Below are 18,455 nucleotides of genomic sequence, written 5' to 3' on the forward strand. Positions count from 1 at the left end.
ATTAGCTAGGCAAAAGGAGACTAAATTGTCGCAGAAAACTTTGTTTCAACGTATCCGTAAGCTCGAACCAGCGCAACAGGCGGTATTAGCTGCTTATTTATGTGAGCGCTTACTTCCAAACTATAACTTGTTCTCAGAGCATGTCGGTTTTGGTGACCCGAAAATATTAAGAGGGCTGCTAAATTTAGTTTGGGACAAAATTAGTGTGAATAAAGGTGGAGACTGGGAGCGTTGGCAAGAAAAATTAGAGGCTGTAACGCCGAGCGATAATGACTTCGATATGCTCGGAGTGTATCCCGCTATTGCAACTTGCACGGCGTTAAGTTGTCTAGCTCAAGGTATTGCCGACAAAGAAAGTGCGCCGTTTTTAGATGTAGCGAAAATTTCTCAGGGTAGTGTTTCTCATTATTTGGAACTGGGTGAATTTGCCGACGTAGATGACCCCAAAAAACGATATGAATGTATCGAAGAGCATGAGCTTATGGCTTATGAAATGGCAACTCAAGAAGCGATGGTGGAGTTCCTAGAAAGCTCGGCTAACGTGGATAAAGCATTAGTGAGTGACGTTAGAAAGATTGCGCGCGAAGAAGGGCACTCAAACTTAGGGCTTTCTTAACCGACGCTTCTAAAGGTGCTGTTGCGTCCATTGAAATAGGCGAGCATGAGACTGCCCCGCCTTTTTCTCGCGATACAGTTCCAAACCTTCCATAAGTTTAAGGTCAACCTGCTGCTCGGTCTCTACATATATCCATGCTTCTTCAGCCAACCAACCATTTTCTATAAGGCTTTTTAGAGCTGGCATCAGTAAGCTTTTGTGAAATGGTGGGTCTAAGAACACAACATCGAATTGTTGCTTTGCGGGTTGCTGCAAAAACTTCAGTGTGTCGATTTGCTCTACTCGACCTTCGGCAGTTTTAAGCTGACCAAGGTTCAGTTCCAGTTGTTTGGCAGCCACTCCGTTCATTTCCAAAAAAAGCGCGCTGGCTGCGCCCCGTGAAAGTGCTTCTAACCCCAAACTTCCCGTACCCGCAAATGCGTCAAGTACATGGGTACCTGGTAACTCAAATTGAAGCCAATTGAACACTGTTTCTTTCAAGCGGTCCGTAGTCGGACGCAAACCTTCTGCCGTGAGCACGGGTAGCTTTCTACCACGCCATGCACCACCGATGATGCGAATGGTTCCGGCTGCAGAGGTGTTGTTTTTAAAAGAGTTACGTTTGTTCATAACGTCCAAAGAGTTTGTTCATAACTTCATGAGCCCATATTGTAACATCGAAGTCGGAAGATGTTGCTTTTGAAAGATGCTGTCGGGTTGTTGTCGTGGTAATTTCGTCACCGACAGTAGCTGTTTTTTGCGAAGGTTTCCTCGCACATTGGTTAGGAGTGAACATGATAGTTAAACAATTAAGAGAGAAACGAAAATGGTCTCAAGAGCAGTTAGCCGTTATGAGTGGTTTAAGTACACGAACTATTCAACGTATTGAAAGCGGTAATAAGGCCAGTATTGAGTCTCTCAAAGCTCTTGCCTCTGTGTTTGAAGTTGATATTTCAAAACTACAAGAGGAAATTACTGTGATCGATAAATCATCTGAAGCGTGGGCTAAAGAGCCTTTTTTCATTCGGTTTCTATTTTGGGGAGTTAAAGTTAGAAAGCAGATAGTTATGGCAGAACTGCTGACATTAACTTTAGGTATTGTATCCTGGCTGGTGGAGCCAGATATTATTGCTACCCCAGCATTTTTTGCTTTTGCCTACCTATTTTCCAATATGAAGCATTATATTGATACCCGAAAATACTGGTGAAAATGCCCTTAGCCACAGTGGCACAGCCTAGCCTCTGTGGCTTCCTTCCACGCTATCGTGGATGGTTTTAAACGCATCAACCGCAATGTCTCTTAATGCTTCAACGCATTGGAAACGTGGGTAGTTAGGGCGTGTGATAAAGGCTATTGAGCGATGAGGACCGGGTTCTTTTAAGTGAGCAGACACCAAGTTCGGATTTTGGCTAATGAGCTGAGGTAATGCCATTTCGGGAACCAGAGTTGTTCCTAAACCTCCAGCCACCATTTGAATGAGCGTATTTAAACTGATCGCGCTGAGCCCTCGTGCTGAAATCTTTTGCGCCAGGTGGCAAGCGTCAAGAATATGGTCTTTTAGGCAATGACCTTCTTGCAGCAACAGTAGCTCGTTCTCGTCGATATCTTCCCCACTTATTTCCCGTAAGTCTGCGCGGCTATTATTTTTATGTGCCACCCAGTAAAAGTCTTCGTGCCAAAACTCTAAAGTGAGTAGACCTGGGCAAGAATAGGGTAGTGCAATAATGGCTGCATCTAGTTCGCCTTGTCGTACTTGCTCGATCACGACGTGAGACCTTTCCTCTTTCACCTGCAAGTTCATTTGCGGGTGCCGTTCTTTCAGTAAGGGTAGAAATTGTGGCAGCAGAAACGGGGCTATGGTGGGAATGATACCAATGTCCATGGGCGCTGTTAGTGGGTCTTCATAAAGTGTTGCTAACGCTTGCATGTCTTCAATATCTAGTAGTACTTGCGTTGCCTTTTCTAAAATACGCCTACCGCTTGGGGTGATGAGTACGCGCTTGGTGTCGCGCTCGAAGATTTTCATATTTAGTTGCGCCTCTAACTCATTGAGTGCGGTGCTCAGCGCTGAGGGGCTAACATTGCAAAGTTCAGCTGCTTTCTTGAAGTGCAGCGTTTTTTGGACTGCCAAGGCGTACTTGAGTTGTTTAATGGAAATCATCGACGGTTTAACCTGTGTTCTAAAAAATAGAATATACAATGAATATAATTCAAATTTACCAAACTTTCTATTCTGAGTATCCTATCTCCAGTTTCAAACAAGCATCATTAAATACAACCTCGTAAGGAGATCGTAATGGCATTGATCAACACTAAAATTAAACCATTTAAAGCGAATGCGTTTAAAAACGGTGAATTTTTCGAAGTTTCTGAAAAAGACACTGAAGGTAAATGGTCTATTTTCTTTTTCTACCCAGCGGACTTCACTTTTGTTTGCCCAACTGAGCTTGGTGACCTTGCAGACAAATACGAAGAACTTCAAGCGCGCGGCGTAGAAGTATTCTCTGTGTCTACAGACACTCACTTCACGCACAAAGCGTGGCACGACTCGTCTGACACAATTGGCAAAATCCAATACACCATGATTGGCGATCCAACAGGTGAAATTACGCGCAACTTCGACGTTATGCGTGACGAAATGGGTCTTGCTGACCGCGCTACTTTCGTAGTTGACCCAGACGGCATCATCCAAGCAATGGAAATCACTGCTGAAGGTATTGGTCGTGACGCTGAAGACTTGGTTCGTAAAGTTAAAGCAGCACAATACGTTCGCAACAACCCAGGCGAAGTTTGCCCTGCGGCTTGGAAAGAAGGTGAAGAAACACTAGCACCTTCATTGGACCTAGTAGGTAAAATCTAAGTCCTTGCACGAATTACGTGTGTGAATGCGAAGGCGGTGGTTGCCGACACCCCCATACGGTGGCCACCTGTCTTCCTCCCTTTCCAAATTCGTAGTTTCAATCTTTTCAGTTAACCATTTGGCAGGAAACAAACATGTTATCTAAAGACATTTTACAAGCGATTAAACAGTACACTGCAAACATGAAGCAGCCGCTTTCTTTTGTTCTGCAAAGTGGCGAACATGAAAAGCGTGAAGAACTTAAAACTTTCCTTGAAGGCATTGCTAGCGCAAACGATTTAATGAGCGTTGAAGAGCGTGACACTGAAGGCAAGTTACGTAGCCCTATTAGCTTTTTCATTGAAGTAGACGGTAAAGACACCGGCATTCAGTTCTCGGGCATCCCGAGTGGGCACGAGTTCAACTCGCTCATCTTGGCTGTGCTTCATGCTACCGGCACTGCAATGAAGCTTGACGAGTCTTTGCAAAAAATGGTCGCTCGAGTAAAAGACAAGCTGCATTTTGAGGTGTTCATTAGCCTAAGCTGTCACAACTGCCCAGACGTAGTACAAGCGTTGAATCAATTCGCGTTACTTAATGACAATATTTCAAGCGAAATGATCGACGGTGGCTTATTCCAGGACGTGATCAACGAGCGCGATATTCAGGGCGTTCCAAGTGTGTACGTGAACGGCGAGCTCTTCGCGAACGGTAAAGTAGACGCCGCTCAGCTTATTGAAAAATTAATGGAGCTAGACAGCAGCATTGCAGCTCCAGACGAAGCCGACGCACTACCACTGCAAGACGTAACCGTTATTGGCGGTGGCCCAGCAGGTGTAGCTTCAGCAATTTACAGTGCTCGTAAAGGTTTGAAAGTTACGCTAATTGCCGAGCGTTTAGGTGGTCAGGTAAAAGACACCATGGGTATCGAGAATTTGATTTCCGTGAGTAAAACTACTGGCCCAGAGCTTACTGGTAACTTAATTGCGCACATGAACGACTACGACATTACCGTAAAAGAGCATTTACGCGTGTCTGAAGTGATTGATGACGAAATTAAGTCTGTAGTTCTTTCTTCAGGTGAACGCATCGACACCAAAACGTTGATTGTTGCGACAGGTGCAAATTGGCGCGAGCTAGGCGTTCCAGGCGAGAAAGAAAACGTAGGTAATGGTGTAGCGTACTGTCCACACTGTGACGGCCCGTTCTTTAAAGGCAAAGACGTAGCGGTCATCGGTGGCGGTAACTCGGGTATTGAGGCCGCACTAGACTTAGCGGGTATCGTGAAGAGCGTAACTGTGCTGGAGTTTGCCGACGAATTACGCGCAGACCAAGTGCTGATCAATCAAGCTGAATCTAGAAACAATATTCAGATTATTAAGAGTGCAGCAACTCAGGAAGTACTCGCCGAAAACGGGAAAGTTAATGCGTTAGTGTACCAAGACCGGGTGTCTGGCGATAAAGTCCGCGTAGACGTTGAAGGTATCTTCGTACAAATTGGCTTAGTGCCTAACAGCAAGTTTGTGAAAGACGTGGTTGAGGTAACTCAATACGGCGAAATCAAAATTGATGAGAAATGCCACACCTCGCAGAAAGGCATCTATGCTGCAGGTGACGTAAGCACGGTTCCGTATAAGCAAATCGTGATTGCGATGGGCGAGGGTTCTAAAGCATCTCTTTCAGCGTTTGAATATTTGCTCGCGAATTCAGACCGCCTTGAAGCGCTTTATGAAAGCCAGAAAGCAGAGGCTGAACAAGTCGCTTCTTAGTTTTCTACCTAAATTGAGAAGAAGGGTCAGCGTGATTTCACTCTGGCCCTTTTTATTGCGATACTCGACTGTAAATATTACAAAGTCGGCGTGAATATATGACAAACAACGCAAGAACTATTCGAGTTTCGCTGGTTATCATCGTATTAGCTGTTGTGACAATGCTTGCATTGTTGGTGTACGACCGCTTTTTTACGACGCAGGAAATAGAGACCTTTCAGGGCAATATCAATTTAACCTCTGACAACTCAGACACTGGCTTACTCGAGTTTCTGGACCGCAATGAAGGGAAAGTTGTGCGGTTCGATGGCTATATCGATACCAGTATGTCCATCGCTGAAAACCAAATTGTGGAGCAGACTTGCGACTTAAATATTGAAGCCGTTATCGACAGAAGTGTTGTGGGAACCCCAATTCCATTACCTTTTTATGAAGACGTAAATAATTTTCACTGTTCTCCTTATGCTTTGGTTTTAGACATTGGCCCTCATACTATTTACGAATACAGTTCAGGCGGAACTGGCATTGTAATGGTTCGATTCAAAGGATTGTTCGAGGTGTTCACCACATATCATTCAGGTCCGACTACGCATTATCATTTGAAAGAAATTGCGCCTTAGTCGCATTGCTGTTTTCGGGGCAGCGCATTCAACCTTTTGGGTGAAAGTGATACTATTTATTTTTTGTCGGACAAGTAGGCAGTATGAGCGAAAAAGGTTCCATTTTTTCATCTTGGTTTAAGAAGAAACCTGACAGCAAGGAGCAGAGTCAACCGGCTGAAAAGCCGCCTGTTGAAACGCAACTTGATCAATCTCCAGAACCGCAACAAGAACGCACAGCAGCAGACGATTTGCCATCTGCAGCTGAAGACTGCGCAACCGTTACTGCGGAATCGTTAGCTTCGGAAGCAGCTCCGAAAGGGCAAGTACCAACTGAACCTGAAGTTCAAGAGCCAAAAGAGCAAGAATCCAAAACAAAGGAACCAAAGCAGTCTTGGTTTCAGAAGCTCAAGTCCGGCTTGCGCAAAACCTCGGGTAATCTCGGCTCGGGCATGGCTAGCCTGTTTTTGGGTAAGAAAATTGACGAAGATCTCTTTGAAGAGCTAGAAACCCAGCTACTGGTTGCCGATGTGGGTATGGATACCACGACCAATATCATTCAACGGTTAACCGATCATGCCAGCCGCAAAGATTTAAAAGACGGCGATGTGCTTTTTGAAAAACTCAAAGAAGAATTAACGCATATTCTTGAACCTGTGGCGGTTCCTTTAACTATTCCGGACAACCATGAAGGCCCATTTGTTATTTTAATGGTGGGCGTAAATGGTGTGGGTAAAACGACGACCATTGGTAAGTTAGCGAAGCAATTTAAAGCAGAAGGGAAGTCGGTCATGTTAGCTGCAGGCGATACTTTCCGTGCCGCAGCGGTAGAGCAGCTGCAAGTTTGGGGCGAACGCAATGACATTTCTGTGGTGGCTCAACATACGGGTGCCGACAGCGCCTCTGTTATTTACGACGCGGTAGAGGCAGCAAAAGCTCGTGGCGTTGATGTGCTTATTGCCGACACAGCGGGCCGCTTACAGAACAAAAGCAACTTAATGGAAGAACTTAAGAAAATCGTTCGAGTAATGAAAAAACTCGACGACTCGATGCCTCACGAAGTTATGCTTACATTGGATGCCGGCACGGGCCAGAATGCGATTTCGCAAGCTAAGTTATTTGGCGAAGCAGTAAATGTTTCTGGTTTGGTGATGACTAAACTAGACGGCACCGCAAAAGGCGGTGTGATGTTCGCTTTGGCGAATCAATTTGGTATACCTATTCGTTATGTTGGGGTTGGAGAACAGTTAGACGATTTGCGACCGTTCACTGCACAAGATTTCGTTTCAGCCCTGTTTGACGAGGAAGAGTCTTCGGCGAGCGACAAGACCTGAGCAAGGAAAACTTTCACCCATGATCCAGTTTGAGCAAGTCAGTAAGACGTACCCGGGAGGCTTTCAGGCTTTAAACCAAGTCAGTTTCTCTTTGGAAAAGGGTGAAATGGCATTTCTAACCGGTCACAGTGGTGCGGGCAAAAGTACCTTGCTCCGACTTATCGCACTGATGGAAAGAGCCACCGTAGGGCGGGTAATGATCAACGGGCACGACTTACGCAAAGTAGGCCCGAACAAGGTACCTTACTTGCGTCGCGATATTGGCATGATTTTCCAAGATCATAGGTTGCTTCCCGACAAAACTGCTTTCGACAATGTGGCGTTACCGCTTTATATCGAGGGTTATACTCAAGGTGAAGCGCGTAAACGCGTACAGGCTTCACTTGAAAAAGTAGGGCTTGCGGGTAAGGAGAAGCATTATCCGCGAATGCTTTCTGGTGGTGAACAACAACGCGTGGGTATTGCTCGGGCCATTGTGAATAAACCCCCTTTATTGCTAGCTGACGAGCCTACCGGAAACCTAGACCCGAAACTCTCAATGGAAATTATGCGTTTATTTGAGAGTTTTAATGACGTGGGCGTTGGCGTGCTTATCGCCACGCACGACTTGGGTTTAATTGCCAGAATGCGCTACAGAACATTAACGCTGAAGCAAGGTGAAATGATTAACGATGGCTTACAACATGGGCAAAGCTCGGAAGGTGTTGCTCATGAGTAGAATAAAGCCGACACAGAGAAAAGGTGCGAGCACGGTAAAAATATCGCTGTTGCGTCGTTTTGTCATGTTTTGGGTTCATCACTTGCAGCAAGCACTAGGTAGCTTGGGTGAGTTAACCCGAAATCCTATTGCTTCTACCATGACTGTGGCGGTTTTAGGCTTAAGTTTAACTTTGCCAAGTACGCTTTATGTGTTGGTAAAAAATAGCCAAGAAGTTACGAGTGGTTTAGAAAACGCCTCTGAAATTTCGTTGTTTTTAGAAAAGCGCCTCGACCAAAATGCAGTGGTGAACTTCGCCGAGCGCATTTCTTTGTGGGACGAAGTAGAAAGCACGCGTATTATTTATAAAGACGACGCATTGCAGGAGTTTAGGGATTACTCCGGTTTTGGTACGGCTATAGATTATTTGCAAGACAACCCCCTACCTGACGTAGTTCTGGTGACCCCCAAGGAGCAGCATCGGTCTGCCGAGCGCGCGCGTATGTTGCAGCAAAAGCTGGAACTTGAGCGTGAAGTTAATTCTGCAACGCTAGACGTGACATGGTTAAACCGTTTGCAGGCGCTTATTCAACTTGTTCAAGACGTACTAGCAGCTATTGCATTGCTGTTGTGCTCGGCGGTAGTGCTCATTGTAGGGAACACCATTCGGTTGATGATTCTCAACCGGAAGGAAGAAATAGAAGTCATGAAGCTAGTAGGCGCTACGAATGCTTATATTCAAAGACCTTTCCTATACACAGGCTTTTGGTATGGCATTTTAGGTGGTTTTTTAGCGTGGGTCGCCACAGCGCTGTTGGTATGGTGGATTGGCCACGCTATGACACGGGTGTCTGAACTCTATGAAAGCCCATTCAAACTAAGCGGATTAAGCTTCAACGAAGTATTGATCCTTTGGGGTGTGGCTGTCGTTTTAGGATTGTTAGGCAGTTATGTCGCAGTGCGTAGACACGTGGCAAAAATAGAGCCGCAATCGTAAATTTAGCTGTCATATCAGTGTCATTAGCTTATGTTACATTTTAGCTATTGCACATGCATTTTGGTTTGCTAGAATGCTGTGTTCGCGGAAATTTTAAAGGAACTTTTCCGTGTTGAATGACTCTAATGTTGTATAGAAATGATGTACAGGAAATTCGCGTTACCCAAGCTGAAGTAAAGTTGGAACGTTGAATGGAAATCAGTAGGTCATACATTCGCTTAAAGTGAGGTTTGTCAATGACTGCACAATTAAACTCAATGGCGCTTACGGTTCCTCAGACAGGAAGCCTAGAGTCTTATATTTCTTCGGTAAATAGCATTCCGATGCTTACGGCTGAAGAAGAAAAGTCGCTTGCTGAACGCTTACAGCAAGAGGGTGACTTAAACTCTGCAAAACAACTGATTATGTCTCACCTACGTTTTGTAGTACACGTGGCCCGTGGATATTCGGGATACGGTTTACCCCAAGCGGATCTTATTCAAGAAGGCAACGTGGGCTTAATGAAAGCGGTAAAGCGCTTCGACCCAACCGTGGGTGTGCGCCTTGTATCTTTTGCCGTACATTGGATTAAAGCTGAAATTCATGAATTTGTGCTTCGTAACTGGCGTATTGTTAAAGTTGCCACAACTAAGGCGCAGCGCAAATTGTTCTTCAACCTACGTAAGGCTAAAAAGCGTTTAGGTTGGTTTTCTGGCGCCGAAGTAGACACGGTAGCTAAAGAGCTTGGTGTAAGCCGTGAAGAAGTGATGGAAATGGAGTCGCGCATGAGCGCCCACGACCAGGCTTTTGAACTGAGTTCAGACGACGATGATGCACGCGATACAGGTTCTTTCTCGCCAGCGCAGTACTTAGAAGACACAACTTCTGATGTCGCTGAGACTGTAGAAGCTCAGGACTGGGACGCGCATGCGACTAAGCGTTTAACTCACGCATTGTCGGCACTAGACGAAAGAAGCCAGCATATTGTGAGAGCGCGTTGGCTTGAAGAAGATAAGTCTACATTGCATGACTTAGCTGCTTATTATGAAGTTTCTGCTGAGCGCATCCGCCAGCTTGAGCAAAACGCGATGAAAAAACTTCGCGTGGCCATGCAGTAAGCAGTTAGAACACATTTATGGAATGCAGAATGGGGTGCGGTGCATGTTGTATCGCACCATCTATTTCCAGCCCGATACCGGGTATGCCTCAAGGAAAGCCTGCAAACACTCGCTGTATACACCTCTCTGACGACAACCTTTGTAATATATTTGGCCAACCCGAGCGACCAAAAGTATGTGACGAATTCAGTGCACAGTCTTATGTATGCGGTAATAGCCGTGAAGAAGCCTTAATACTGTTGACGCAATTAGAAGTAGAAACCTCTGAACAATAATTGACCTGCTTATAACTTCTTCATATTCTAAGGAAACGTTATCCTTGTAGCAGGACTTCCATGCGCGTAGTTTGGGTTAGGCAAATCTTAGCGTTTCTCGTTTTATGCTTATTTTTACTGGGTTATACCTCCCAGGCGCTCGCATTTCCTCCTAGAACTATAGAGTTCGAGCAAATTGGTGACGCAGACAATATTCCTGATCAAGTTGTAACCACCCTAACTGAAGACGCACATGGCTTTATTTGGGTAGGCACTCCTGCTGGATTAGTGCGTTACGACGGTTACCGCTTCCGTTTATTCAAAAACGACTTACACACCCCAAGCTCAATTGCAGGTAACTTTGTAAGAGACACCTTAGCCGCCGAACGAGGTCACGTTTGGGTGGCTACCGAGCCCGGTGGTATTTCAATCTATGACGCGCAACAAGATCGCTTTTGGCAACTGCAACGCAGTGAGGCTTTCAGCACTATAAGCGGGATGGGGCAATTAACCTCTTTAGCTGGTTATGGTAACGCCATTTGGGCTGGAACTACTTCGGGCTTGTTCCGTGTTACATGGCATGGAGAGGCTCATTTCGAAATAGTTAAAGTTGATCTGCTGCCAAGTTTCCAATCCGTAAGAGCATTGCTTTTAGATGAGCAAGGTCAGCTTTGGGTAGGAAGTAGCGACGGCTTACTTGTAATTTCTGAGCCCCTATCAGTTACAACACCAGAAATAGTTTTAGACAACCATCGGGTTCGCTCGCTCTATCAGATACAAAACACCAGTTTGTCGGAAAGTACTGTTGTGCTCGCGGCACTTGAGGGCCATGGAGTTGGCCGCATCGCTCAAACAGGGAGTGAGTATCAATTTGATGTACTTGAAGACGTGCTGGAAGGAGAAACTCCTTATGCATTTGGCCAACCCTCGGAAAACGAGTTATGGGTTTCGAGCGCGAATGGTATTGTGCGTTTGAAAATACCATCGTTCATGGTGGTAGACGAACTCCATCACGACCCTTCTAACCCTTATAGTCTAGCTAACAACGACACCCGAGCGATGCTGAGAGACTCTGCTGGTCAATTCTGGGTGGCCGGATACGGTGGCGGAGTGCAAAGGAAACATGGTGGTAACAACGCTGTAGGTTCCATTCGGTTTAGCTTAAGCAACCCTCGTTCTCTGACTGAGCCGAACATCAGTAGCGTACTTGAGCTCGCAAATAGAGACATCTGGATTGGCACCCGTGGTGATGGGGTAAATGTATTCCGCCGTGATAAAGGTGTTATTGAGCATTACAGCCCCGCAGAAAGAGCTGAGCATGGACTTGCCAACGGGTGGATTACGGCGATAGCACAGCGTGAGAATGGGGAGGTTTGGTTAGGGGCCAACCCCAACAAGCTTTACCGTGCCCAAGTCACAGAAGGTGGCGATGAGTTTGTAGAGGTGACACGAGCAGAAGGGTTTACGGGCTCGAATGTACGCGTTATTCGCACTGACGCTGCTGATAATGTTTGGGTAGGTACAAGCGACGGAGTCTTGGTATGGGATGCAGAGACAAACCAAATGGAGCAGCTTCAAACGCGTGACGGAGATATTTTAACTTCATCGATAAATGCCATTGAAATGACAGCCAATGGCGGTGTTTGGATTGGCTCAGGAACTTCTGGGTTATATTACGTTGCGCCAGAAACACAAACTTTGTTACCCATAGCGGTATTTGACAACAGTGGTGAGCAAATCAATGATCTTAGTGTTCTTGGGTTACTGGAAGACAGTAACCAGCAAGTATGGCTAGACTCACCTCAAGGCCTGCTAAAGCTTACCCCGCAAGGCGACAGGCGCTATGTGGGAGAGAATATAAGTGCCGTATTTGGTAACGAAAATGCACCATTCGGCGCCAACCTACTCGAAGATAGCGAAGGACGAATTTGGACCACTGAATATGTCTACAATCCTAGCAGTAATGAAATGTGGTCTTTGCATAAAGCTGACGACGTAGACATTGGAACCGCATGGTATCGCTCTTATTCGAAAACTCATGACGGTATATTAATGTTTGGTGGAAGCCGGGGCTTATTATTTGTTGATCCTGAAAAATTTGAGCATTGGTCCTATCAACCCCCTGTCGTAGCGACCGAATTACGCATAGACGGTGCATCAGCATCTTTAGGCAGAATTCAAAATACCCTAGAGTTAGACGTAACTGAACGCTCGTTTGCCCTTGAGTTTTCTGCGTTAGACTTGTCGGAGCCTATGCGAAATGGTTATAGGTATCGCCTAGAGGGCTTTGACGAAGACTGGATATATGCCGACGCTTCAAGACGTGTAGCCTCTTATTCAAATCTATGGCCTGGTGAGTATCAGCTCATTGTTGAGGGTACCAATCGACATGGGCAGTGGAGTGATCAACAACTTGTAGTGGATATAAGAAAGCTTCCGGCTTTCTGGCAAACGCCGTGGTTTGCTCTTCTTTGTGCGACAAGTTTGATGGCGCTATTTTATTTCACCATGAAAATGCGCACAGACTTTATGGCGCGCCAACAAAAGCAGCTTGAGCGAGTGATTGAAGAACGTACGGACGCTCTACATGCTGCGCAAAGTGACCTTATTGAGCGAGAGAAAATGGCGAGTTTAGGGGCGCTAGTGGCTGGTGTATCCCATGAAATAAACACCCCGGTAGGCATTGCCGTTACCGCTGCTTCTACATTGGGTGAGTTTACCAAAAAAACGGTAAGCAAAATGGAAGACGGGGTACTTACGCGAACAGACTTCAAACAATACGGTGAACACGTAAAAGACTCGACTTCGTTGATTCTAAATAGCTTAGAGCGAGCCAGGACCCTTATTGCAAGTTTTAAACAGGTTGCAGTGGACCAGTCTAGTGAAGAGCCTCGTAAATTTGTGGTTCGGGAATTCTTAAATGAGGTTACGCATTCGCTGCATCCGATTTATCGTAAACAAAAGCATAGCCTAGTTACTGAATGCCCTGCTACGTTAGAGATAGAAACCTACCCGGGAGCACTATTCCAAATTCTTAGCAACCTAGTCACCAACTCAACGATTCATGCATTCGGTGAAGAGCCGGGTGAAATGAAAATTACAGTTGAGGTGAAAGGCAAGAATGTGGTGTTGAAATATGCCGACAATGGTAAAGGGATGGACGAAGATGTACTTAAAAAGGCCTTCGATCCTTTCTTCACAACACGTCGCGGCTCCGGTGGTTCGGGGTTAGGTTTACATATTGTGTATAACTTTGTGACCCAGGTTTTGAAAGGTGACATCAAGTTAAACAGTAAAAAAGACAAGGGCTTCGAAGCTGTTATTACTTTCCCAGCGAATTATAGAGAGTCGTCTTAACGCAGGTATTGGTTAGGGTTTAAGGCGCGACCACGGTGGCGAATCTCAAAGTATAAACCTGGTTCGCGTTGTCCACCGCTTTTACCTACCAATGCGACAGTTTCACCGGCTCGTACAGTCTCGCCAACGTCATAAAGCAAAGCTTGGTTATATCCGTATAGCGACATATACCCTTCGCCATGGTCGATGACGAGTAACAACCCGAATCCGCGCAACCAGTCTGCAAATAGCACACGGCCGTCGGCGACATTGCGTACTGGGGTTTCCGCTTCCGCGCCAATGACCATGCCACTCCAACGCACTTCACCGCTTTGCGTTTCGCCAAACTGGTAACGCACATCTCCGTTTACTGGCCAAGCTAATGCATTAGTGCGATTTGCGAGTCCTTCCAATTGTACGGGAACGTTACGGGAAGCCTCTGCCAACGAAATAAGAAGCTCAGTCAGTTCTTCTACACTTTGGTGAAGTGCTGCGAGTCTTTCTTCGTCGGTTGCTGAAGCATTTTGAATACGTGCAATTTGCTGCTCGCGCTCAGCCTTTTGAGCATTCAAGGCGTTACGTTGACGGGTTTGTTGCGCTTGTTCATTTTCCAGTTGCATCCTCGCATTGGCGAGGCGTTGTTGCACGTCACGAAGCTCCTCTTCTCGTTCGTGTAACGCTTGCAGTTCTTCTAACCGAGCGGCGTTCATATAGCGATAGTATTCCATGAGCCGCTCTACCCGGCCTGGGTCTGACTGATTAAGCAATAACTCTAAGATTTGGTAATTGCCAGCACGGTATGCCGCGTCGATCTGGTCGGCTAGCAGTTCAGCTTGTTCTGCGAGCTGGTCTTGTAGAATTAATTGCTCATTCTCTAAAGACTCAATTTGGCGGCGAGTCTGGAATAACTCACGTTCTGTTGCGGAAAGTCGTTGAGTAGCGGTATTAATTTCCTGTTCGATATCTCTAAGTTGACGTTGGCTTCTAGACAGTTCAGTACGTCTGCGCGCTAATGCTTCTTGCCGCTCAGCAATTTCACTCTGTAATGCCTCTAGTTGCTGCTGTGTTCTTTCTCGTTCGTCTTGTGACTGCTGAGCTTCAGCAACAGAAATACTAAAAACCGCACTCAGTAAAATACCGAGTGCGGCTGGGTAAAGCATATTCAGAGATGCGGCAAAGCGCTTTAGCATTTCAATGTTAGCCTTTGAGTTGCATCAGTGTTTTACCGGTCATTTCAGGCGGCTGTTCCATTCCCATGATATGTAGCATGGTTGGTGCTATGTCACAGAGGCGACCACCTTCAACGGGCTGTGCGTCGCGGCCCACATAAATGAAGGGTACTAAATTGCTGGTATGTGCTGTGTGAGACTGGCCAGTTTGATGATCAGCCATTTGCTCTGCATTCCCGTGGTCAGCAGTAATTAAGCATTCGCCGCCAAATTCTTTGAGTGCGTCTACAACACGACCTACCGATGCGTCGACAGCTTCACAAGCTTTTACTGCAGCGTCGAAGTTACCGGTATGACCTACCATGTCGCCATTCGGGTAATTACAGATAATTACGTCGTACTCGCCCGACTCTATCGCACTAACTAATTCATCAGTCAGCTCTTTAGAACTCATTTCCGGTTGCAGGTCGTAGGTGGCAACCTGAGGCGAAGGAATAAGCACGCGTTTTTCGCCGTTAAATTCTTCTTCACGACCACCGCTAAAGAAGAAGGTAACGTGTGCATACTTCTCGGTTTCAGAAATGCGTAGTTGAGTTTTGTTGTGCTTTTCCAGCCATTCGCCCAAAACATTGTTTAAGCTTTCCGGTGGGAAGGCTACAGGAGCGTCGATGTCTGCCGCGTATTCAGTAAGCATGATAAATGAACTTAATACTGGGGCTTCGCGGTTGAAGTGATTAAACTCCGGTTCTACAAATGCACGAGTAATTTCACGCGCACGGTCGGCTCTGAAATTCATAAAGAATACAGCGTCACCATCGACAATAGGTGTAGCGTCTGCAAGCCAAGTAGGTTTAACAAACTCGTCAGACTCACCGCGCTGATATGCTTGCTCTAAACCTTCTGATGCGGTATTTGCTTGTGCCTCGCCCTGACCCTTCACAAGCAAGTTCCACGCTTGCTCAATGCGCTCCCAGCGGTTGTCGCGGTCCATAGCAAAGTAGCGACCACACAAACTGGCGAATCGAGCACCTGGAATAGACTTAAATGCTTCTTCGAAACGCTTAATGCTCTCGCCAGCAGATTTGGGTGGGGTATCGCGACCGTCTAGGAAAGCGTGCACTTGGATGTTTTGTGCACCTTGCTGATGCGCTAAACGGACCATGGCAAGTAAATGATCTTCATGGCTGTGCACACCGCCTGGAGAAAGCAAACCCATAATATGCACGGTGTTTCCTTTTGGTATCGCACCTTCAAGGCCACCCAGCAATACTGGGTTTTCGTTGAAGCTACCGTCTTCAATCGCTTTGGTAATGCGTGTGAAGTCTTGATAAACGATGCGTCCAGCGCCAAGGTTCACATGACCTACCTCAGAGTTACCCATCTGCCCGTCTGGTAAACCCACAGCCATGCCTGAACCGTCAACCAACGTATTTGGAACGGTTTGATAGAGTTTGTCTAGAACAGGGGTATTGGCATAGTTAACTGCATTGTCAGGCGCGTCTTCGCGAACGCCCCAGCCGTCGAGAATTAATAGCACTAGCGGGTTTTTACGAGATGGAACCGATGTCATGTGAACTCCTCACCGATAATTTGTCCCGTAGTTTACTTTATTTACGAATAACTCGCATCTGTAACCTAGATTTTTTGCTGATTCTAAATGCGAGAGTAGGTATACTCTGGCGCTGTTATATTTTTGTATGGATCGAAGGCTTAGTAACCTTGGTTATTGCGCCAAATTCAAATGACCAGAGTCGAAGTTAGGAGCGGTCATGGACTCATTTATTCAGTTTGCTACTGAGCACTATATTTTAAGCGCCCTTTGGTTAGCGGTGTTTACTTTTCTAATTGCCGACATTATTAAACGTCGTTTTTCTACGGTAACCACATTGTCACCACAGCAAGCTACTATTGCAGTGAATCGTGGCGGTATATTTGTAGATATTCGTACCGACGACGAGTTCGCCGGCGGATTTATTCACGGCTCTAAGAATATTCCATTGGCGAAAATTCGAGCGGGTGAAACAAAAGCGCTTGATAAATTCAAAGACGCCCCCATTGTTACCGTATGCAACTATGGAAATAGTGCACGAACAGCGGCGTCGCTGCTTGAAAAGGCTGGCTTCACCAAAGTTTCAGTTTTGCAAGGTGGCTTACAGGGCTGGCGCGGTGCGAATATGCCCCTAAGCAAGAAAAATAATAAAAAATAAGACATTTAATTCTTTTAATTTGAACATTTAAGGTAAATATCATGGCTGAAGAACAGCAAAACAATGCCGCTGCACAAGGTGCAGACCAACAACAAGAACCTCAATTCGCTATTCAGCGCATCTACGTAAAAGATGTTTCTTTTGAAGCGCCTAACTCTCCAGCGATCTTCAAGAAAGAATGGAAGCCAAACGTAAGCGTTGATATGAACGTAAGCAACAACAAGCTTGAAGATAACCTTCACGAAGTTGTGCTAACACTTACTGTGAAAAACACCATTGGCGAAGAAACAGCTTTCCTATGTGAAGTGTCTCAAGCGGGTATTTTCGCGGTAGGCTCTCAAGTTCCTGAAGAGCAACTACCTCAACTTCTAGCTGCATTCTGCCCGAACATTTTGTTCCCTTATGCACGTGAAAGCATTGCTAACCTAGTTAACCGCGGTACTTTCCCGCAGTTAAACCTTGCTCCAGTAAACTTTGACGCAGTTTACGCGCAACACTTACAGCAGCAACAAGCCGCTGAAGGGCAAAAACTGGACGCGTAATGGTTAACGAATCGAGCACACAAAGTGTCACGGTTTTAGGGGCGGGGTCTTATGGCACCGCCCTTGCTATCTGTGTGGCACGAAAAGGCGTTCGAACCTTATTGTGGGGGCGTGATCCGAAAGCCATAGAGCAAATGGCCGCGACCCGCAAAAATGAGCGCTACTTAGGTGATATTGAATTACCTGAGGCGCTAGAACCTTGTGCTGACCTAGCAACAGCGGTAAAAGCTTCCTCTATCGTTTTAGTGGTGGTGCCGAGCTATGGTTTTGCGGAAGTGTTGCAACAGATTAAACCACACCTAAGAAAAGACGCTCGTATTGCATGGGCGACGAAAGGTTTAGAGCCGAATACTGGCAGATTCCTGTCTGACGTGGCCACCGAGATACTTGGACCAGAAGTACCTTTAGCTATTTTGTCGGGCCCTACCTTTGCAAAAGAAATGGCTCAAGGTATGCCAACTGCGATTGCGGTTGCAGCTACAGAAACTCAATTTGTAGCGGAACTGAGCGAAACCTTACATTGCGACAAGTCTTTCCGTGTATATTCCAACGACGATTTTATCGGTATGCAACTTGGTGGCGCGGTGAAAAACGTTATTGCCATTGGTGCTGGAATGGCCGACGGGGTTGGCTTTGGCGCCAATGCAAGAACAGCGTTGATCACTCGCGGTTTAGCCGAGCTTACTCGACTTGGACTAGAGCTAGGTGGTAAGCCCGAAACCTTTACCGGTATGGCTGGTTTGGGTGACCTTATTCTTACTTGTACCGACAATCAGTCGCGTAATCGACGTTTTGGTCTCGCAATTGGCCAGGGCAAGTCGGTTGATCAAGCTATGGAAGAAATAGGTCAAGCGGTAGAAGGCTACCGTAATACCAAAGAAGTTTACGCATTGGCGAAACGTTACAACGTTGAAATGCCCATTGTGGAGCAGCTTTACCAAGTAATGTACGAAGGTAAGCAACCTGTCGAAGCCGCTAAAGCATTGTTAGGGCGCGCGCGCACCAGCGAGTCGTTGTAG

The 18,455-nt window shown here is 46.2% G+C and carries 18 protein-coding genes; 14 read left to right on the plus strand and 4 right to left on the minus strand.

The annotated features are described in order from the left end of the window. Window positions 1-25 precede the first annotated feature (25 nt). Window positions 26-616, plus strand: coding sequence for a YjaG family protein (locus EYQ95_RS08890; protein ID WP_111915398.1), 591 nt, complete (start codon window positions 26-28; stop codon window positions 614-616). 9 nt (window positions 617-625) lie between these two features. Here the strand turns inward: EYQ95_RS08890 and rsmD are convergent, their stop codons facing one another. Next, the gene (rsmD, locus tag EYQ95_RS08895; RefSeq protein ID WP_111915397.1) at window positions 626-1,225 is read right to left on the minus strand and encodes a 16S rRNA (guanine(966)-N(2))-methyltransferase RsmD; all 600 of its coding nucleotides are present in this window, start codon (window positions 1,223-1,225) and stop codon (window positions 626-628) included. Window positions 1,226-1,389: 164 nt separating this feature from the next. On the opposite strand from rsmD, the gene EYQ95_RS08900 reads away from it, so the two are divergent. Next, window positions 1,390-1,803: a helix-turn-helix domain-containing protein gene (locus tag EYQ95_RS08900; RefSeq protein WP_111915396.1), complete on the plus strand. Its 414-nt coding sequence runs from the start codon at window positions 1,390-1,392 to the stop codon at window positions 1,801-1,803. A 27-nt stretch (window positions 1,804-1,830) separates the two neighbouring features. On the opposite strand, the gene EYQ95_RS08905 is transcribed toward EYQ95_RS08900, so the two are convergent. Further along, a complete protein-coding gene (locus tag EYQ95_RS08905; protein ID WP_111915395.1) occupies window positions 1,831-2,757 on the minus strand; it encodes a hydrogen peroxide-inducible genes activator in 927 nt (308 codons plus the stop codon). Window positions 2,758-2,892: 135 nt separating this feature from the next. On the opposite strand from EYQ95_RS08905, the gene ahpC reads away from it, so the two are divergent. The 9 genes from ahpC to EYQ95_RS08950 all read left to right on the plus strand — a co-directional run bounded on the left by ahpC (window position 2,893) and on the right by EYQ95_RS08950 (window position 13,539). Next, complete coding sequence (ahpC, locus tag EYQ95_RS08910) at window positions 2,893-3,456, plus strand: alkyl hydroperoxide reductase subunit C (protein WP_111915394.1); 564 nt, start codon at window positions 2,893-2,895, stop codon at window positions 3,454-3,456. Window positions 3,457-3,590: 134 nt separating this feature from the next. Then, window positions 3,591-5,204, plus strand: coding sequence for an alkyl hydroperoxide reductase subunit F (ahpF, locus tag EYQ95_RS08915; protein WP_111915393.1), 1,614 nt, complete (start codon window positions 3,591-3,593; stop codon window positions 5,202-5,204). A 98-nt stretch (window positions 5,205-5,302) separates the two neighbouring features. Beyond that, on the plus strand, window positions 5,303-5,824 hold the full coding sequence (locus tag EYQ95_RS08920) for a hypothetical protein (RefSeq protein ID WP_111915392.1): 522 nt from the start codon (window positions 5,303-5,305) through the stop codon (window positions 5,822-5,824). 83 nt (window positions 5,825-5,907) lie between these two features. Then, the gene (gene ftsY, locus EYQ95_RS08925) at window positions 5,908-7,137 is read left to right on the plus strand and encodes a signal recognition particle-docking protein FtsY (RefSeq protein WP_111915391.1); all 1,230 of its coding nucleotides are present in this window, start codon (window positions 5,908-5,910) and stop codon (window positions 7,135-7,137) included. Between the two features lie 19 nt (window positions 7,138-7,156). Next, window positions 7,157-7,855, plus strand: coding sequence for a cell division ATP-binding protein FtsE (gene ftsE / locus EYQ95_RS08930; RefSeq protein ID WP_111915390.1), 699 nt, complete (start codon window positions 7,157-7,159; stop codon window positions 7,853-7,855). Then, a complete protein-coding gene (gene ftsX / locus EYQ95_RS08935) occupies window positions 7,848-8,831 on the plus strand; it encodes a permease-like cell division protein FtsX (protein ID WP_111915389.1) in 984 nt (327 codons plus the stop codon). Before ftsE ends, ftsX begins: the two co-directional genes overlap by 8 nt. Window positions 8,832-9,067: 236 nt before the next feature. Next, complete coding sequence (gene rpoH, locus EYQ95_RS08940; protein ID WP_111915388.1) at window positions 9,068-9,928, plus strand: RNA polymerase sigma factor RpoH; 861 nt, start codon at window positions 9,068-9,070, stop codon at window positions 9,926-9,928. A gap of 17 nt (window positions 9,929-9,945) precedes the next feature. Further along, a complete protein-coding gene (locus tag EYQ95_RS08945; RefSeq protein WP_111915387.1) occupies window positions 9,946-10,203 on the plus strand; it encodes a YkgJ family cysteine cluster protein in 258 nt (85 codons plus the stop codon). 60 nt (window positions 10,204-10,263) lie between these two features. Continuing rightward, the gene (locus EYQ95_RS08950) at window positions 10,264-13,539 is read left to right on the plus strand and encodes a two-component regulator propeller domain-containing protein (protein WP_111915386.1); all 3,276 of its coding nucleotides are present in this window, start codon (window positions 10,264-10,266) and stop codon (window positions 13,537-13,539) included. Here EYQ95_RS08950 and EYQ95_RS08955 read toward each other — a convergent pair. Both EYQ95_RS08955 and gpmI read right to left on the minus strand, forming a co-directional pair. After that, window positions 13,536-14,708 carry a murein hydrolase activator EnvC gene (locus tag EYQ95_RS08955; protein ID WP_111915385.1) on the minus strand — a complete coding sequence of 391 codons (1,173 nt, stop codon included), beginning with the start codon at window positions 14,706-14,708 and terminating at the stop codon, window positions 13,536-13,538. The genes EYQ95_RS08950 and EYQ95_RS08955 overlap by 4 nt on opposite strands. A 7-nt stretch (window positions 14,709-14,715) precedes the next feature. Further along, entirely contained in the window at window positions 14,716-16,257 is a 1,542-nt protein-coding gene (gene gpmI / locus EYQ95_RS08960) for a 2,3-bisphosphoglycerate-independent phosphoglycerate mutase (protein WP_111915384.1), read from the minus strand. Between the two features lie 199 nt (window positions 16,258-16,456). Here gpmI and EYQ95_RS08965 point away from each other — a divergent pair, with 199 nt between their 5' ends. Genes EYQ95_RS08965 through gpsA form a run of 3 tightly spaced genes read left to right on the plus strand, consistent with a single transcriptional unit; the run spans window position 16,457 to window position 18,455 of the window. After that, window positions 16,457-16,894 (plus strand): rhodanese-like domain-containing protein, encoded by a 438-nt coding sequence (locus tag EYQ95_RS08965; RefSeq protein ID WP_111915383.1) that lies wholly within the window; start codon window positions 16,457-16,459, stop codon window positions 16,892-16,894. 41 nt (window positions 16,895-16,935) lie between these two features. After that, the gene (gene secB / locus EYQ95_RS08970) at window positions 16,936-17,436 is read left to right on the plus strand and encodes a protein-export chaperone SecB (protein WP_111915382.1); all 501 of its coding nucleotides are present in this window, start codon (window positions 16,936-16,938) and stop codon (window positions 17,434-17,436) included. Continuing rightward, window positions 17,436-18,455, plus strand: coding sequence for an NAD(P)H-dependent glycerol-3-phosphate dehydrogenase (gene gpsA, locus EYQ95_RS08975; RefSeq protein ID WP_111915381.1), 1,020 nt, complete (start codon window positions 17,436-17,438; stop codon window positions 18,453-18,455). The genes secB and gpsA overlap by 1 nt, the downstream gene beginning before the upstream one ends.

This window comes from Lysobacter sp. N42 (assembly GCF_004344885.1).

Bases quoted from the DNA above. Each gene is read 5' to 3' on its own strand.
- rsmD (WP_111915397.1), bottom strand. From the start codon at position 1,225: ATGAACAAACGTAACTCTTTTAAAAACAACACCTCTGCAGCCGGAACC.
- EYQ95_RS08900 (WP_111915396.1), top strand. From the start codon at position 1,390: ATGATAGTTAAACAATTAAGAGAGAAACGAAAATGGTCTCAAGAGCAG.
- EYQ95_RS08905 (WP_111915395.1), bottom strand. From the start codon at position 2,757: ATGATTTCCATTAAACAACTCAAGTACGCCTTGGCAGTCCAAAAAACG.
- ahpC (WP_111915394.1), top strand. From the start codon at position 2,893: ATGGCATTGATCAACACTAAAATTAAACCATTTAAAGCGAATGCGTTT.
- ahpF (WP_111915393.1), top strand. From the start codon at position 3,591: ATGTTATCTAAAGACATTTTACAAGCGATTAAACAGTACACTGCAAAC.
- EYQ95_RS08920 (WP_111915392.1), top strand. From the start codon at position 5,303: ATGACAAACAACGCAAGAACTATTCGAGTTTCGCTGGTTATCATCGTA.
- ftsY (WP_111915391.1), top strand. From the start codon at position 5,908: ATGAGCGAAAAAGGTTCCATTTTTTCATCTTGGTTTAAGAAGAAACCT.
- ftsE (WP_111915390.1), top strand. From the start codon at position 7,157: ATGATCCAGTTTGAGCAAGTCAGTAAGACGTACCCGGGAGGCTTTCAG.
- ftsX (WP_111915389.1), top strand. From the start codon at position 7,848: ATGAGTAGAATAAAGCCGACACAGAGAAAAGGTGCGAGCACGGTAAAA.
- rpoH (WP_111915388.1), top strand. From the start codon at position 9,068: ATGACTGCACAATTAAACTCAATGGCGCTTACGGTTCCTCAGACAGGA.
- EYQ95_RS08945 (WP_111915387.1), top strand. From the start codon at position 9,946: ATGGAATGCAGAATGGGGTGCGGTGCATGTTGTATCGCACCATCTATT.
- EYQ95_RS08950 (WP_111915386.1), top strand. From the start codon at position 10,264: ATGCGCGTAGTTTGGGTTAGGCAAATCTTAGCGTTTCTCGTTTTATGC.
- EYQ95_RS08955 (WP_111915385.1), bottom strand. From the start codon at position 14,708: ATGCTAAAGCGCTTTGCCGCATCTCTGAATATGCTTTACCCAGCCGCA.
- gpmI (WP_111915384.1), bottom strand. From the start codon at position 16,257: ATGACATCGGTTCCATCTCGTAAAAACCCGCTAGTGCTATTAATTCTC.
- EYQ95_RS08965 (WP_111915383.1), top strand. From the start codon at position 16,457: ATGGACTCATTTATTCAGTTTGCTACTGAGCACTATATTTTAAGCGCC.
- secB (WP_111915382.1), top strand. From the start codon at position 16,936: ATGGCTGAAGAACAGCAAAACAATGCCGCTGCACAAGGTGCAGACCAA.
- gpsA (WP_111915381.1), top strand. From the start codon at position 17,436: ATGGTTAACGAATCGAGCACACAAAGTGTCACGGTTTTAGGGGCGGGG.